Origin of the sequence: Pseudomonas purpurea, assembly GCF_039908635.1 — a bacterium.
Lineage (GTDB): Bacteria > Pseudomonadota > Gammaproteobacteria > Pseudomonadales > Pseudomonadaceae > Aquipseudomonas > Aquipseudomonas purpurea.
This window is the reverse complement of the sequence record NZ_CP150918.1, coordinates 845,508-860,385: the sequence shown is the minus strand read 5'-3', so window position 1 is coordinate 860,385 and position 14,878 is coordinate 845,508. Positions and strand designations below refer to the sequence as shown.

The following is a 14,878-nucleotide window of genomic DNA, read 5'->3' as shown; positions in this document are numbered from 1 at the left end:
CGACAACTCACGGCTTTTCGCGTTGGGTCTTCGGATCACCTGCGCCGCTCTGTGTGATTTGGCTCCATGCTTTGTCTCCCGCCTTCATCAACGTGGACTCAATCGGTCCCGTGATTTCAGCAAGTTTGAAAATGAATTTTGTGCGTTCTCTGAGCTTGAGTCGCTCGACATATGAGGTAAGGAGATCGTCAATGCGTGCCATACGAGTGGCGTTCCATTTGTCCCGCTGCTTACCGAGTGGAGGTGCCTGGGATATCCTGTCCTGAAATTTGGTACAGCCCTGCACCTCAAGTATGTTCGTCAACATTTCGTCCCATTGTTCTTCGGGGGCATCTTTGGGATAACTATCTTGCGTGACGGTAAGTAAATCACCGTCTATCGAGTACCAAAGTGCAATCACCTCCGTACCACTTGAATCGCGCCCCACCGTAAACTCAAAGCCCTGTGGACGAAACATCGTGATGCCTGACTTATTCGTGCCACTTGCCATTGTGATAGAGAAACGAAGCCTGCTCACTGGAATGCCAGAAATAGGCGCTTGAAAACTTGGCACCTTCTCAAAAGTCTTACCATCAGGGAGATTCCCATAGACTGACGTACCATTCCGGTCTTTGTATTCACCACCGGGATTGTCAAAGCCTTTTGATGCAATTGACCTTCCGTGACCACTACCGTAAGCGGCCATTGAGGCATCTCCATGAGCCTTAGCCAAACACGCTGGCGTGATGTCATCAATATGGGCTTTAAGTTGCTTCCATGTCGCTGAGGGCGCTCCAAGATGGAACTTGGCAAGACGTTTCAAGATGTCGTTGGTGATTTCCATAGCCACCGTTTTATCAGAGGTGCGCAGAGAAATATTAACGGTGTCGGACGTAGCCCCCCGAGTTCGCAAGCGTAGGTAATAAACACCATTGCGTCTGAAGTGATATGGATTAGCCAACACGGTCTCTAACAATTCAGTCACCAGTTTCCGAGCCTTCAACAAAAAGCTCTTTCAGAACATTTGCAAGGGTCTCAACAGGAACCCCTGAGCCGTAGACATCAAAAGTAATCGTACCCGATGCATGCCCCATCACAGCCTGCGCGTAAGCCGTAGGAACTCCTCGGGCTTGCATCAAGGACGCCAGCGAGTGCCGCATGGAATGGAACGTTAAGCCTGGGCCAAAGGACTCCCCCAGAGCCGCTGGAATTGCCTGCTGATTTGCCCACTCACCACCGGGTCTGTAGCCAATCTGAGCCAATGACTCCGACCCGCTGAGTTTGCACGCCTCGACGTACCGCGAGAACGCTGCAAGGTCGAACCCGTAGGCACCGTCAGTCAGTGGCACTCGGCGCTCACTACGCTTGTTCTTGATTGACTTCCCTTCGCCATCCTCGTTGATGTGGATAACTGTGATGCCAGACTCTCCGAGGATCTGCACGTCGCTTACCGTCAACTGTGAGATTTCATTGAGACGACCTCCCGTGATGGCTCCGAGGCTCAACAACCAGCGCTTCCAAGAGGTCTCAGGCAGCGTGTTGGAGTAAGCAACCAGCTTGCCTACCTGATCCTGTGTGAACGCCTTACGGCTCGACTCAAGGCCCTTTGTGAGCTTCAGCTTCTTGTCGTATGACTTGGGTATGTGACCATTTTCAACTGACCATGCAAGCACAGCCGATAGCTTTACGATGAGCTTATTGACCGTTGAGGGCATGCGGCCACCTGAAAGGCGATCACGCAGAGCCACGAGGTCAGCCCGCGAGTGAGTCCGCATGTCCAGCTCACCGAGAGCCGTGGAGATTACTCTGTGGCAAATCTGGGTTTCTTTCAGGGTAGAAGCCTTCTGGTCTTGCCCACGGTCAGCCAAGTAGAGAGCTGAAAGGGCCTCGAAGGTCATCGCTGGCGCTAATACAGATAAGGACACAGGAGCGCGCTCTACGGACTTCAGGGGTCTGGTCGAGCCATCCGCAGGACCAGAGTTGCTATCGTGCAAGCCTCCCCACACCCGCGTCACGTCGCCATCACGTTCAATCTCGAACAGCTCCACTGAGACCACACGGAAATGTTCCTTCAGTTTGCTCCATGGGGCCTCTGGGTTCTCCAAGTGGAAGGCCCTGACGAATCCCGTGAGCTGTTCTGAGGCGTCCAGTGCGTCCCGCCTGTTGCAGGTCTTGAGAGAAACCGCAGCAGCCTCAGTGGTGCTACCTGTCGCCCTGAGACGCACATAGTAAATACCGTTGCGTCTGTAGTGGTATGGCTTGGCGAGCCTCGTGGTCGGCCTTACGGGAACAACGAGGTTTGTAACGGTGCTTGTAACAGCAGGTTGAACGGCAAAGGTACTCATAGCGGTTAGCCCCTGTAATCATTGGGTTAACCTGAATTCCTTGAAGTTCTGGATGTACTGTCGCGAAGACTTGCGCAAGCTCAAGCGCATCACCTTGCTGTGGGACTACATTCGCAGCGTGACCGAGCAGAATCAGGCGCTGTTGATGGGGGAAACCCGCACGATGGTGTTTGCGCCGCAGTGACGACTGTCGAGATGCCTGAACCGCGCAAAAGTGTAACAATCGGTCCCTGACCGCTCCGCAAAAGCCGTGACTCGAGCACGGCACTCCAATCTTAAGGATCAAGATGCAACACTCCCCTGCCTACATCATCGGCCTGAAAGTTCATTGCACGGCGTGCGAAAAAGAATTCCCTACAGACAAAAAGCATCAAGTGCTGATGCGCGATGACAAGCCTATTCAGTGCAAGGGTTGCAAGGCTGACCTGCTACTGAGCGCCGAAGAAAAGCAACGCCTTTTGGGTTTCGACAATCCTGCCAAACCGCTCATGTACGGCATGATGCTCTGCGGGCTCGTGGGGTTGCTGGTGTTCGGGTCGGCCGCGATGGGCTTGCTCAAATCCGACGGTGTCGTACTGATCACAGTGGTGGGGGTGGTATGCACCAACCTGCTGCTGAGCGGCGCCTTCAAGAGCAAGACCAAGCACTTGCTGCTCAACCTTGCTCCCAATGACCGCGTGGCGCCGCAAGCCAGTCCCGCCCAAGGTCAATAAGCCGGGCGAGGCGCTTGTCAGTCCGCGATCACCACGATCGACACTCGGCGGTTTTCGGTACGTCCGGCTACCGTGGTGTTCGACGCGACCGGTTCGCGGCTGCCGAGGCCGCGTAGCTGGATATTTTCTTCACGCATCCCCGCGGCGGTCAGAACCTTGCTGACGCTTTTTGCACGACGCAGCGACAATTGCTCGTTGTAGGATTCTTTACCGGACGCGTCGGTATGTCCATCGACCCGCACCCGTTCGATTCCTGCTCCCAGCAAGGCCTTGCCGATTCGCTCCACGATCTCGGTGCTGGGTTGGTTCAGGCTTTCAACATCGCTGCCAAACAGCACTTTACCGGACAGGCCAAACGCCCAGCCTTCATCCGTCAACTCGAACCCCTGTTGCTTGAGCACAGCAATCTGCGCCGGGGTCAGCCCTTTGTGAGGCGCGGTTTGGCAACCGGCCAATGCCAGAAAGGCCATGAACAAGGTGAAGGTGAACAGCCGCAAGGACCGTTGGGTAAGTGCGTACATGAATGCTAGCTCCTGGTTTGAACGTGGATCGCAGGGTGCTCCGCCCCTGCGGTGTGCTGCCCGCCTCGGGAAAGGCGTTTGGCTTGATACATCGCTGCGTCGGCAGCATTGAGCAGAGCACCGGGTGTGACGCCATGATCAGGGTAGACGGCGATCCCGATACTGAGTGAGGTCAAGACGCTCGCATTGCCCGGCAACTGGACCGGCACTTCCATGCTCGCAATGATTTTGTCGGCAATCCGTTCGGCATCTTCGGTCTTGTGCAGCGGCGACAGCAGAACCGCAAACTCGTCACCCCCCAGGCGTGCCACGAGGTCATCCTCACGCAACTGCGCCCGAACCCGTGTGGCCACCGCAACCAGTACCGCATCGCCAGCGGCGTGACCAAAGTTGTCGTTGATGCCCTTGAACTGGTCACTGTCGAGAAACAGCACGGCCACCCGCTCATTGAGCTTATGAGCACTGCGCAAGGCACGAATCAGCCGGCCTTCGAAAAACGCCCGGTTTGGCAGCCCCGTGAGGCTGTCGTGGCTGGCCTGATGCGCCAGGGTTTCGTTTTCGCTTTGCAGGTGCGTCTGCCAGGACTCGAGTTCATCGAGCAGGGCATTGAAGTCGTTACCCAGGCTGTCGAGTTCGGCAATTTTCGCCGGCGGCACACGCCGATCGAAGGCCCGCTCGCTGCGGGCCGCGTGGGCGACGTCGGCCAGGCTGCGCAGTGGAGCCGTGATCGCCCGCAACTGACGTAGCGCCAGGTACAACGCGGCCAGGGCGCTCAGCGCGGTACACAGAATGATGCCGGCCAGACCGCTGAGCAGGAACCGCATGAGACTGCCACCATGCCCGGTCAGCTGAATGCTGCCGATTCCCCGGCCCTGATGCAGGATCGGCATGTCGATGGGTTTTTCCAGAAAGGTTCGGGCCAAGTGCACTTCCAGCTCTGACAGCAGGCCGGTTTCCGGGCGCTGCCAACTCGCCAACACTTGCCCTTGAGCATCCAGCACCAACGCGTCCGCTACTTCTTCGGTGGAAGCGATCAGTGCCAGCGCTTCGGTGGCCGCGACCTTGTCGTTGAACACCACGGCAGCCTCGACCGTGTAACTGATCGAACGGGCGATCAGGTGCAAGTTGTGATCGGCGTACACCCGCAAGGCGAGCACCCCAAGCAACGTCAGCGAGACACTGGCCATGCTCACCGCGATCAACGCGACGATAAGATGCCCGCGGCCAATGACTGAGCGCAAGGTTGGCCGACCACGAGACTTGAACAACCTCATGGGGTCGTCGTCCGACGGCGCGAAAGTTGTAAAACGCTGGGGTGAATACGAACGCCACTGCGAGCGACCGAGTCGAGATTGACCTCGAATGACACCTGGTCATCACTCACCCGCAAGCAAAACAGGCTGCCCACCGTGCATTGATCGCCGCCTTCGCTGATGCTCAACACCGCGTGCCCTACCAGTGAAGTGAACAACCGGTTGCGCTCTTCGCTGGTCAGCTTCCCGATGTATACCGCGTCACACTCACTGGCAATCGACGGGTTGTCGGCCAGCAGACGACGTACCGAAACAGGTCGACCAGTCGCCTGCGTGGTGCCCTTGACCAGATCGTCGGTATATTCCGTGGGGCCTACGACGCACAAGCGCAGCTGTGAGGGCTCTACAGGCCAGCGCGCATAACTGAGAATCCCCAATACCACTTGCGTGACCGCTTTGGCACGCTGCTCGGCCATGCCCACCGAAGCCTCTGTCTGGGCCATGATACCGGTGGGCAGCAGACAGAGAACGCCAGACAGCAGTAACTGCCTCCAGCTGACCGAGCGCTCTGTCTTCAAGACAGCCACCTTCATGCAGGAATTCTCTTGATCGTGACGGGATGATGCCGCAACGATAGCACAGCACTGAAACACCAGCGAGGCCACGCGCCACGGCACCTCGGCCAATTATCAGGAGAACTCAGGCTGCTGGCATGGCCCTATGGTTCAGCAAAAAAACTGACCAGTCAGTCATATCGCCGATGGGGCTTACCCAAGTTCCAGCATCAGCCCACTCAGGCGCTTGACCTTGCGTCTCACTGCCTCTTCAAATACCCCGGACCGGGGCTCAATCAAACTGAACCAGTCCTTGGCCCGGGTTATGCCGGTGTAGATCAACTCTTTGGTCAGTACCGGGTTCAATGCGTCCGGGAGAATCAGTGCCGTGTGAGCAAATTCGGACCCTTGGGATTTATGTACGGTCATGGCATAGACGGTTTCAACATCATTGAGCCGGCTCGGCAAGACAAACCGCACGCCACCCTGGCCATCGTTGCGCGCAAAGGCGACCCGCAGCACCTGACGCCCGGCATCGGGGCCTTCTCGCTCAGGCAGTTTCAGCGCAATCCCGATGTCACCATTCATCAGCCCCAGGCCGTAATCGTTACGGGTCATCAGCACCGGGCGCCCCTCATACCACTGCTGATCGCTGTCGATCAGCCTCGCCTTGAGCAGCGCCTGGGTGATCCGCACATTCAAGCCTTCGACACCCCATGGCCCCTTGCGAACGGCGCAGAGCAACTGAAACGTATCAAAGGCACGCAGCACCTCGCGCGCCCAGTCGGTCCAGCATGGATCGTCCAGCGCCGCATCGACGGGCGGTCGCTGTTTGCGCAACACATTCAGGTAATACCGATACCCCAACGGCCCATCACCGTGACCTTCCAGCAGTAGCCGTTCAAGCGCGTGGTCTTGCTCGTTTTTGAGCGCCAGCGAAAACAGATCGGCATGACTGCGAGCCGCCAATAGCTTGCGTGCCTCATCGGCCTGCTGTTGGTTGACCCAACGGGCCAGTTGGCCGATTCCACTGCCCTCGCCGAACCGCCGTGAATGACGCAGCATGACCACTTGCTGGGCCAAGGGATGGGTGCCATCGACGTCCTCTTGCAAACCGCTGACGCCGAGGTCTTCGCCACTGACCGTTTGCAGCCACTGACGAGTCTGGGGGCTGTACCATCCGCCCTCGGCGTCACGGCACAAATCACCCAGCACCGCTCCGGCCTCCACCGATGCCAACTGATCCTTATCGCCAAGCAAAACCAGTCGGGCATGATCGGGCAAGGCGTCCAGCAGGTTTGCCATCATTTCAAGGTCAATCATCGACGCTTCGTCGACCACCAGCACATCCAGAGGCAAACGGTTACCCGCGTGATGGCGGAAATGCCGCGTGCCCGGACGGCCGCCCAGCAGGCGGTGGACCGTGGTGACATCCGAGGGGATCTTGTCACGCACCGAGTCGGCGACCTCGAGCGTACGCACCTGCTGGCTGATGGACTCGGTCAATCGCGCTGCGGCCTTGCCGGTAGGCGCTGCGAGGCGGATACGCAGTGGCTTGCCGCTCTCCACTGCCGGAGCCTGGAGTAGTGCCAGCAAACGCACCACCGTCGTGGTTTTACCAGTCCCCGGGCCACCGGTCACGATGCTGAATGCGCCCCGAGTGGCCAGCGCACACGCGAGCTTCTGCCAGTCGATCAACCCGCTCGCCCTGGCCGCACCGAACAACCCTGTCAAGCGCTCACGCAAATCGTCAGGAGTCGCTTCCCGAGTTGCCAGCCGCTGGCGCAAAGCGCTGTCGATGCGTCGTTCGTAAGTCCAGTAGCGGCGCAAATACAACCGTTTGCCAGACAACACCAGCGGGCGCTGAAGGATTTCGTCGCGACTATCGGCGGCTAGCGCCACCAGCCCGCTTGCCGCCAGGATCTTGCACCAATGCACACCGTCCAGCGCTTCAAGCAACTGGGATGGCAACACCATGGCTCCGGTTTGCACATCCCCCTCGGGAGGGAGCGACAACGCAAAATCCGGCTCCTTGAGGGTTTCGAACAGATCCAGGCAAACATGCCCATGCCCCAGTTGATGGCTGGTCAGCGCAGCGGCCAGCAGCACCAGAGGGTCTCCATCGGGCGCGAGCTCATGAAGAAAAGCCACAAAGGCCTTGTCCAGTGCTCGCAGCCAACCGCGCTCGACCCAACGGTCCAGCAACAGCAACAAATCCGTGGCTCGGGTAAGGGGCGTCAGTTGCGCAAGGCTGTCGGCGGCCAACGGTGTTGGCAGCACATCCGCGAAAGAACGGCTCATAACAAGACTCCCTGTTCCCATGCGGGTTCGGTTCGGGGTTCAGGCTTGCCCTGAAACATCCGGTCCAGGCGTTCGATCAACTCACGCGGTGGACGAACGAAGTACACCCCCTGACTCGGCGCACGGGTTCCGCGCAGGAAAAGATACAGCGCCCCTCCCATGTGTCGTTCGTAATCGTAGTCGGCAAGACGGGCCTTGAGCTGCCGATGCAGGGCCAGCAAGTACAGCACGTATTGCAAGTCGTAACGATTGTCGAGAATCGACTGCTCCATCGCCTGCTCGGTGTAGGCGGCATCATCGCCCCCCAACCAGTTGGATTTGTAGTCGGCAACGTAATAGCGCCCTTTGTGCTCAAACGTCAGGTCGATGAAGCCCTTGAACATACCGTTGAGCAGGACCGGCTCGGCCGCCACCCGTGCGACGCCGTTATGGGTGTGTTGGCGCACCACTTCATCGAGTTTCAACACATCGACTTTATGGCTGGCAAACCAGAACTCCATCTCGACCCGGTACTCAGTCAAATGCTCAAACACCACCGGGGGTTGCCCATGACCGATGTGCAATGGCGTTTGCAGCAAATGCAGCAGCCAGTCATTCAGGGTCGTGATCCAGCCTTCCCAGCCTCGCAGGTTACAGCGACGGCCAATCGCATCCGCCACGGGCCCCGGATCTGCGCTGAAGCCTTCAGCGCCCGACCACTCCAGCAGTCCATGAAGAAAGGTCCCCGGGTTCGGCCCGCGTGGGAAACGATGGATATCCCCCCCGCTGGCGACGATCTCTCGTGGCGCATCGGGATCCAGACGCTCGTCATCGAACAGTTTCTGCGCTTGCGGGCTCTCCGGCGCAGCATCGCTCCCGGCGCTCAGGCTATCGCCAATGCGCAACGCGCTGTAAGAGGCAATCCACCAGTTCTCGGCCGCCCTGCGCTTGGGAACAAGCGGTGCGAGCAACCTGGCTTCGTTACGAGGAGGATGGAAGCGTTCATTGGTGACCTGCGGCATTTCACTACAACTGATCGCGGAACACGCTTGTTGCATGTCCTCCAGCCAGCGCTTCAGATCTGCGGGCTCGCTCAGTTGCACACCAGCGCCCAAGAGGTAACCCAACGCCGAGCGGTGCAAGACCGAGCTGTTGTTGCTGCCGCGCTTAAGATCGGTGACACCCAACCAGCACGCATGTTGTGCGCGTGTCAGTGCCACGTAGAGCAACCGCAAATCCTCGGCGAGCCGCTCGTTATCCGCGAGGGTAATCAACTCGGCGGTGGGCTTCAAGGTCACTTGAGCCTTGCCAGAGGCATCGTGGTAATGCAGCGGCAAACGACTGCCGTCTACCGGTTTCGCCGAACAGATGAAAGGCAGGAACACCAACGGATACTCAAGCCCTTTGGACTTGTGAACAGTGACCACTTTGACCAGTTGCTCATCGCTTTCCAGGCGCAGAATCTGTTCTTCACCGGTCTGGCCGGACAGCGCCAGGTGTTCGGACAAATGACGGATCAAGGCCTGCTCGCCATCGAGCTCGGCGGCAGCCTGTTGCAACAACTCTGACAAATGCAGCAGGTTGGTCAGCACCCGTTCGCCATCGCTACGAGCAATCAAGGCCTGAGGTAACTGGAAATCATGCAGAAGGCGCCGCAGCATCGGCAGGATGCCTTGGCTGCGCCAGATCACCCTGTAGCCACGAAACTGCATCACCCGTTGTTCCCACGCCAGCTCATCCTGGTTCAAACGCTCAAGGTCTGCCAACGACAGGTTCAGCGTAATACTGGCCAGTGCCGCCCGCAGTGGACGCTCGACATCCGGCTCGGCACAGGCCTTGAGCCAGCTCAGCAGATCATGAGCTTCCTGGGCCGCAAACACCGAGTCCTTGTCCGACAGGTAAACACTGCGTACGCCTCGTGCAGACAACTCGGTCCGTACAGCCAGGGCTTCTTTACCGTCGCGCACGAGAATGGCGATATCTGCCGGAAGCAAACCTCTGAACGCTTCACCCTCACGATAAAACCCCGCCCGACCTTGTTGCCCGGCATTGAGCAACGCAGTGATCTCACTGGCACAGGCACTTGCTAGTTGCTGGCGGTATACAACGCCGGAAAGCGGTTGTTCTGCAGACAGATGCCAGATGTTGAGTGCCGCCACGGGTTCGCTGTCGATCTGCAACCGCTCTTTGCGCCCCTGAGACCCAACAGGCTGGAACGGCACCGGGTTTTCACCGTTCTTTTCACGGAACAGAAACGCCCCGCGCCCGAGTTCTCGAGACTCGGCGCGCTCGAACACATGGTTCACCGCCTCGACCATCCCGTGGCTGGAGCGGAAGTTGGTGTCCAAAGTATGCAGTCGGCCAACGGTCGCCTGACGCGCACGCAGGTAGGTGTAAATGTCGGCACCACGGAACGCATAGATCGCCTGCTTCGGGTCACCGATCAGGAACAGGCCAGACTCGGGATTGTTGTCTTCGATACGGTAAATCGTTTCGAAAATCCGATACTGCACCGGGTCGGTGTCCTGAAACTCATCAATCAGCGCAACCGGAAACTGCTCCCGGATCAAGGTTGCCAGACGTTCACCGCCGTCACCCTGCAACGCTACGTCGAGGCGCAGCAGCATGTCGTCGAAGCCCATCTCGGCACGACGCCGTTTTTCCTCTTCGAAACGCGCGCCGACCCACTGCGCGGCATGTTGCAGCACCGCAGCATCAGGGGTTGGCAAGCTATCAAGACTGGCTTTGAGCCCGGGCATAGCGTCCAGGCCCGGATGACTCGGTGCCTGACCCTTCCAGGCCTCTGCCATGCCATCCGGTGTCAGGCGGCTGAAGCCGGTGCCGATATCCAGTTGTTCGAGTGTTTCATCTTCAGCCCAAGCACTGATTTTCTCGAACCAGGGTTCGAAATACCGAGCCTGCATCTTGCGCCCGTCAACGGTTTTACTGGCCACGCCTTGCTGACAGATGGCGAGCAACTCGGGAGCCCATTGTCGCCAGGACACCTTGAGTTCAATCAACGCGGCACGCCGCTCCTGCAAGCAAGCCGTAATTAACTCGGCCGGATGCTGCCCTTCAAGGCTGTCACGCTCACTGGCGAACAACCCGCGCAGACGCGGCAAAAGCGCCGCCGGCCCGCCCCAGTTGGCCCGCACCCAGTTCAATGCATCGCCCTGCATCGGGTAACAAAACAATCGCCAGTAGTCGCGCAGCACTTCACCGAGCAGATCACTGTGGTCGGTTTCCAGGGTTTGGGTGAACAGGCTGCCACTGTCGAATGCGTGCTCACGCAACATCCGCTGGCACCAACTGTGGATGGTCGAAACCGCGGCCTCGTCCATCCACTGCGCGGCTATGTCCAGCCGATTGGCACAACCCGGCCACTGCTCAGGGCTGTATTGCGCACGCAACTCGGTGATCAGGCTGTCCGATGCCGAAACTTCATCACGGAAGAATCGGGCGGCCTCGGCCAGACGGGTACGAATACGCTCACGCAATTCTTTGGTCGCGGCGTCGGTAAAGGTCACGACCAGAATTTGTGGCGGCAGCAGTTCCCGGCCAAAACCGGCAAACTCCCCCCCATGCCCCAGCACCAGACGCAGATAGAGTGCAGAGATAGTGAAGGTCTTGCCAGTGCCGGCACTCGCCTCAATCAGTTGGCTTCCGTATAGCGGAAACGCCAGCGCCAGAGGAGGTTGGGTGGTCATGAGCGCGCCTCCTCGCCAGTCAACGAACGCCATTCAGCCTCAATTAGTGGGCGATAGAGTTCATTACACCAATCGGTAAAGGTTTCATCGGCAATCAGGGCATTGTAATCAGTGAATTGTCGAGTCAGCGCCGGGCTCTCGCGACGCTCCCCCTCAGTGGTCTGCCCATCACCTTCATAAGCCTTGCGGGCAGCAGCCTCGGCTTTGCCCGGATCACTTTGCCCCAACCATGCAAAAGCGGTTTTCACTGCAACGGGCAATGGCTGACGCATACCCGCTTGCCAGGCCTGCAACAGATTGCCGAGGACTCGCAGCGAGAAATTCTCGTCCAAGGGTGACAACATCAACGTGTCGTCACTGGCAACCAGCGCCGTTGTCATCGGCAGGCCACTGGCACACGCCACCAGATGATTGACCCAAGGTCGTGTCAGTCGATGCCACTTGCGGCTTCTTATCGAGCCGATGCTATTGGGAATAGTCGTGACCGACAGCAAACCACCCTCGCTACGCTGATACAGGCCACTGAGCCAGCCTTCAAGTTTTACACCATGCAATTCAAGAGTTATCGGCGAAGCACTGGTAACCGGTATCGGCCAAAGCACCAACAGCTGTTGATAACGCTGCACCAGGTCGGGCAGTGGCTCAATCAACTCACGTTGCAGGCACTCTCCAAAACCCGCCATTGGCAAAAGCCCTGCGCCTTGCAGCCGTTCCGCCTGTGCTTGCAATGCCTGATCGGGATGCTCCAGATCAATCAGCGCCGCCTCCAGCAAACTGTCACTGAGGTTGTAACGTTGCAAGGCATCCAGCACGAACGGCTCCTCATCTGCCAACGGAGCCTCGGCAGCCTCAAAGAACACCTTGAGTCGCTGGCTGAAGAAATGCCTGACGGGGTTGCGTAGAAAGTCCTGCAACTGACCCAGGCTGAGCGGTTCATCCTGAATGTAGGCATCAAGAGGTCGTGACCTCAGTTCCTCATCACGCGACTCATGAAGCAGTTGCCATTCTCGGGCATAACTGAACAGCGGATCACCTTCATGGAAATAACGAGCGCTGAAGGGTTGCAACGGGTGCTCCTGAGTCAGCGCCTCAAGCAGCCCTTCGTTTTTAGCTGCCAATCGCCAGCCTGCTTCCAGATGATCTCGCAACTGACCGATGAGAACCGAGGCAGGACGCTCGCTGTTATCACGAATGCTGCGTCCCACCCAACTGATATAAAGCTGATCCCGCGCCGAAAGCAGAGCTTCAAGCAGTAAGTAACGGTCATCTTCACGCCGAGAACGGTCCCCTGGACGGTAGTCACTGCCCATCAGGTCAAAGTCCAGTGGCGGTTGAGCCCGAGGATAATCGCCATCGTTCATGCCCAACAAACAAACAAGCCTGAAGGGAATTGCGCGCATCGGCATCAGTGTGCAGAAATTGACTGCACCTGCCAGGAAACGCTGAGACAGTCGTCCTTGATCGAGCCCTGCCAACCACGCTTCACGGACTACCGTCAGCGGTAACTCATCCTGCAATCCAACTGACTCGCAGGTCTCCAGCCAGGTTTCGCGCAGCCCTTCAAGCTGCGTCAGCAGGTAATCGTCATGTTCATTGCTCGCCAGGAAGAACAACTGCATCAGTGCTTGCAGGCGCGCTCCCCATGTCTTGGGTGGTGCGGGTTGCATCAGCTCCTGATGAGCGATCTGCAATGCATCCAACAGTGCTACCAACGGGCCGATCAATGCCGCATCCAGCCCCCCAATTTCATCGTAAGGCTCAATTCCATCACAAGCACTGGATTTGCCAACTGCATAACCAAGCAGCATCCGCCGCAGGCCAAATCGCCAACTGTTTTGTTCCAGTTCATCAGGTAACCCAAGGCCGGCACGCTGCTCGGCATCCATCCCCCATCGGATACCAGCCCCCTCGATCCAGCGATGAAGGGTCGCCAGATCACGCTCTTCGACTCCAAATCGCGCACGCAATGCCGGCACGTCCAACAGGTCAAGAATTTCGCTGACCGGGAAGCGGCTATCTGGCAGTTTGAGCAGATGTTCCACGGCGATCAGCAGCGGATCACGACCACGTTGACCCTGGTCGGCCAAGGTAAAGGGAATAAAACGCTGATCGGTACGCTCAAGCTGACCAAACACGGCACGAATATGCGGTGCATAACTGTCAATATCCGGGACCATCACAATCACGTCCCGCGGCCGTAACTGAGGGTCGGCACTGAAACGTGCGAGCAATTGGTCATGGAGGACTTCAACTTCACGCTGCGAACTGTGGGCAATGTGAAAACGGATCGATTCGTCGCACGCAAGATTAACTGCTGGCCACAACTCCCGAGTCTCATTCAGTGGGCGCAACTCCAGAATGTCGTCCTGTAATTGATTGAGTATGTTTTGTGGCTGATGCTCACTGAACAGATCAATCCGCCCATCACGAAACGCCGAGCGGTAACTGCCGGGGTCATCATAGCTATCAAGCAGATTGATGTAATCGCGCCCTTGTTTGCCCCACGCAGCCAATAGCGGATGCGCATGCTGGTGCAGGGTCTCTGAATCAAGTGCGACCGGCATGCCTGACTTACGCGCCTGACGTTTGTATTGATGCCGCAACAGATCTTTATCGGCGACGATGTCTGCCCAATGGTGCCGACATGGATTGTGTACGCAAAGCATGACCTGACTGAAACGAGCCAAACCCGCCAGCGCCTCGAGGATTTGGGCAGGAAGCGAGGAAATACCAAAAACGATCACCCGCGAAGGTAGCCCTTGCGGTGCAATCCCCAGACTGTTAATTCGTTCTATGAAACGTTGATGGACTCCTGCACGGCTTTGCGCCATGCCTTGCTCACCAACATCCAGCAACAAGGCCCTCCACAACTCGGCCTGCCAGCAGTTGGCCGGGGTCAGCGGCTTGGCTTCACCTCTGCCATTACGCAACTGATGGCGACCTGCCGCCCAGTCCTCCAGCCAATCGGCACGGTACACCTGATATTGGTCGAACAGATCCGCAAGGCGTTCAGCCAACTGATAGCGCTTACGTAAATCCGTGTCATGGGAAAGGAAACGCTTAAGGGGCTCAAAGTGCGACTGATCAATCAGCTCTGGTAGCAGGCGCATCAAGCGCCAAGTCAGCGGAGCCTTATCCAACAGGGACTTGGCTGGAATCTCACTGCGACCCAGTACCTGGCGATACAACTGCCACATGAAGCTGCCGGGGAGCTGCACATCAATGGCCGCTGCTATGCCGCAACCGCCCATGTCATGGTCTTCAGAATCTTCAGCCAAAGCGAGCTTTAGCCATTGGGCAATGCCGTTGCTTTGCACCAGGACGATTTCATTTTCCAAGGGGGCCAGTGGATAGCGTCGCATCCAACTGACCACAAGACTGCGCAATTCATCCAAGCGATTCCCGTGAACCACCATGAAACCAGCGCTGGGGGACGTGGCGTCCGACATAAAAGCTTCCTTGGAAAAATTCAAAGCCAGGAACGAACCTTAGCACCGTCAGCCGCCCCTGAATGCTACGAGAGGTC

9 protein-coding genes and 1 pseudogene are annotated in these 14,878 nt (G+C 57.9%); 2 read left to right on the top strand and 8 right to left on the bottom strand.

Going from position 1 to position 14,878, the window contains the following annotated elements; translation table 11 throughout:
• Positions 1 to 7: 7 nt before the first annotated feature.
• Both AABM54_RS03810 and AABM54_RS03805 read right to left on the bottom strand, forming a co-directional pair.
• The gene (locus AABM54_RS03810) at positions 8 to 964 is read right to left on the bottom strand and encodes a hypothetical protein (RefSeq protein ID WP_347903885.1); all 957 of its coding nucleotides are present in this window, start codon (positions 962 to 964) and stop codon (positions 8 to 10) included.
• Positions 957 to 2,324: a tyrosine-type recombinase/integrase gene (locus tag AABM54_RS03805; protein WP_347903883.1), complete on the bottom strand. Its 1,368-nt coding sequence runs from the start codon at positions 2,322 to 2,324 to the stop codon at positions 957 to 959. The genes AABM54_RS03810 and AABM54_RS03805 overlap by 8 nt, the downstream gene beginning before the upstream one ends.
• A 43-nt stretch (positions 2,325 to 2,367) precedes the next feature.
• On the opposite strand from AABM54_RS03805, the pseudogene AABM54_RS03800 reads away from it, so the two are divergent.
• Together AABM54_RS03800 and AABM54_RS03795 are read left to right on the top strand one after the other, a co-directional pair.
• A pseudogene (locus AABM54_RS03800) lies at positions 2,368 to 2,508 on the top strand (LysR family transcriptional regulator); the annotation flags it as partial.
• 103 nt (positions 2,509 to 2,611) lie between these two features.
• The gene (locus AABM54_RS03795; RefSeq protein WP_347903882.1) at positions 2,612 to 3,037 is read left to right on the top strand and encodes a hypothetical protein; all 426 of its coding nucleotides are present in this window, start codon (positions 2,612 to 2,614) and stop codon (positions 3,035 to 3,037) included.
• A 17-nt stretch (positions 3,038 to 3,054) separates the two neighbouring features.
• Here AABM54_RS03795 and AABM54_RS03790 read toward each other — a convergent pair whose 3' ends face one another.
• The 6 genes from AABM54_RS03790 to recC all read right to left on the bottom strand — a co-directional run bounded on the left by AABM54_RS03790 (position 3,055) and on the right by recC (position 14,801).
• Positions 3,055 to 3,558 carry an OmpA family protein gene (locus AABM54_RS03790; protein WP_347903880.1) on the bottom strand — a complete coding sequence of 168 codons (504 nt, stop codon included), beginning with the start codon at positions 3,556 to 3,558 and terminating at the stop codon, positions 3,055 to 3,057.
• A 5-nt stretch (positions 3,559 to 3,563) separates the two neighbouring features.
• Positions 3,564 to 4,832 (bottom strand): diguanylate cyclase, encoded by a 1,269-nt coding sequence (locus AABM54_RS03785; RefSeq protein ID WP_347903878.1) that lies wholly within the window; start codon positions 4,830 to 4,832, stop codon positions 3,564 to 3,566.
• Positions 4,829 to 5,404 (bottom strand): YfiR family protein, encoded by a 576-nt coding sequence (locus tag AABM54_RS03780; RefSeq protein WP_347903876.1) that lies wholly within the window; start codon positions 5,402 to 5,404, stop codon positions 4,829 to 4,831. The genes AABM54_RS03785 and AABM54_RS03780 overlap by 4 nt, the downstream gene beginning before the upstream one ends.
• A gap of 174 nt (positions 5,405 to 5,578) precedes the next feature.
• Positions 5,579 to 7,666: an exodeoxyribonuclease V subunit alpha gene (gene recD, locus AABM54_RS03775; protein ID WP_347903874.1), complete on the bottom strand. Its 2,088-nt coding sequence runs from the start codon at positions 7,664 to 7,666 to the stop codon at positions 5,579 to 5,581.
• The gene (gene recB / locus AABM54_RS03770; protein WP_347903872.1) at positions 7,663 to 11,352 is read right to left on the bottom strand and encodes an exodeoxyribonuclease V subunit beta; all 3,690 of its coding nucleotides are present in this window, start codon (positions 11,350 to 11,352) and stop codon (positions 7,663 to 7,665) included. The genes recD and recB overlap by 4 nt, the downstream gene beginning before the upstream one ends.
• A complete protein-coding gene (gene recC / locus AABM54_RS03765) occupies positions 11,349 to 14,801 on the bottom strand; it encodes an exodeoxyribonuclease V subunit gamma (RefSeq protein ID WP_347906129.1) in 3,453 nt (1,150 codons plus the stop codon). The genes recB and recC overlap by 4 nt, the downstream gene beginning before the upstream one ends.
• Positions 14,802 to 14,878: the final 77 nt, after the last annotated feature.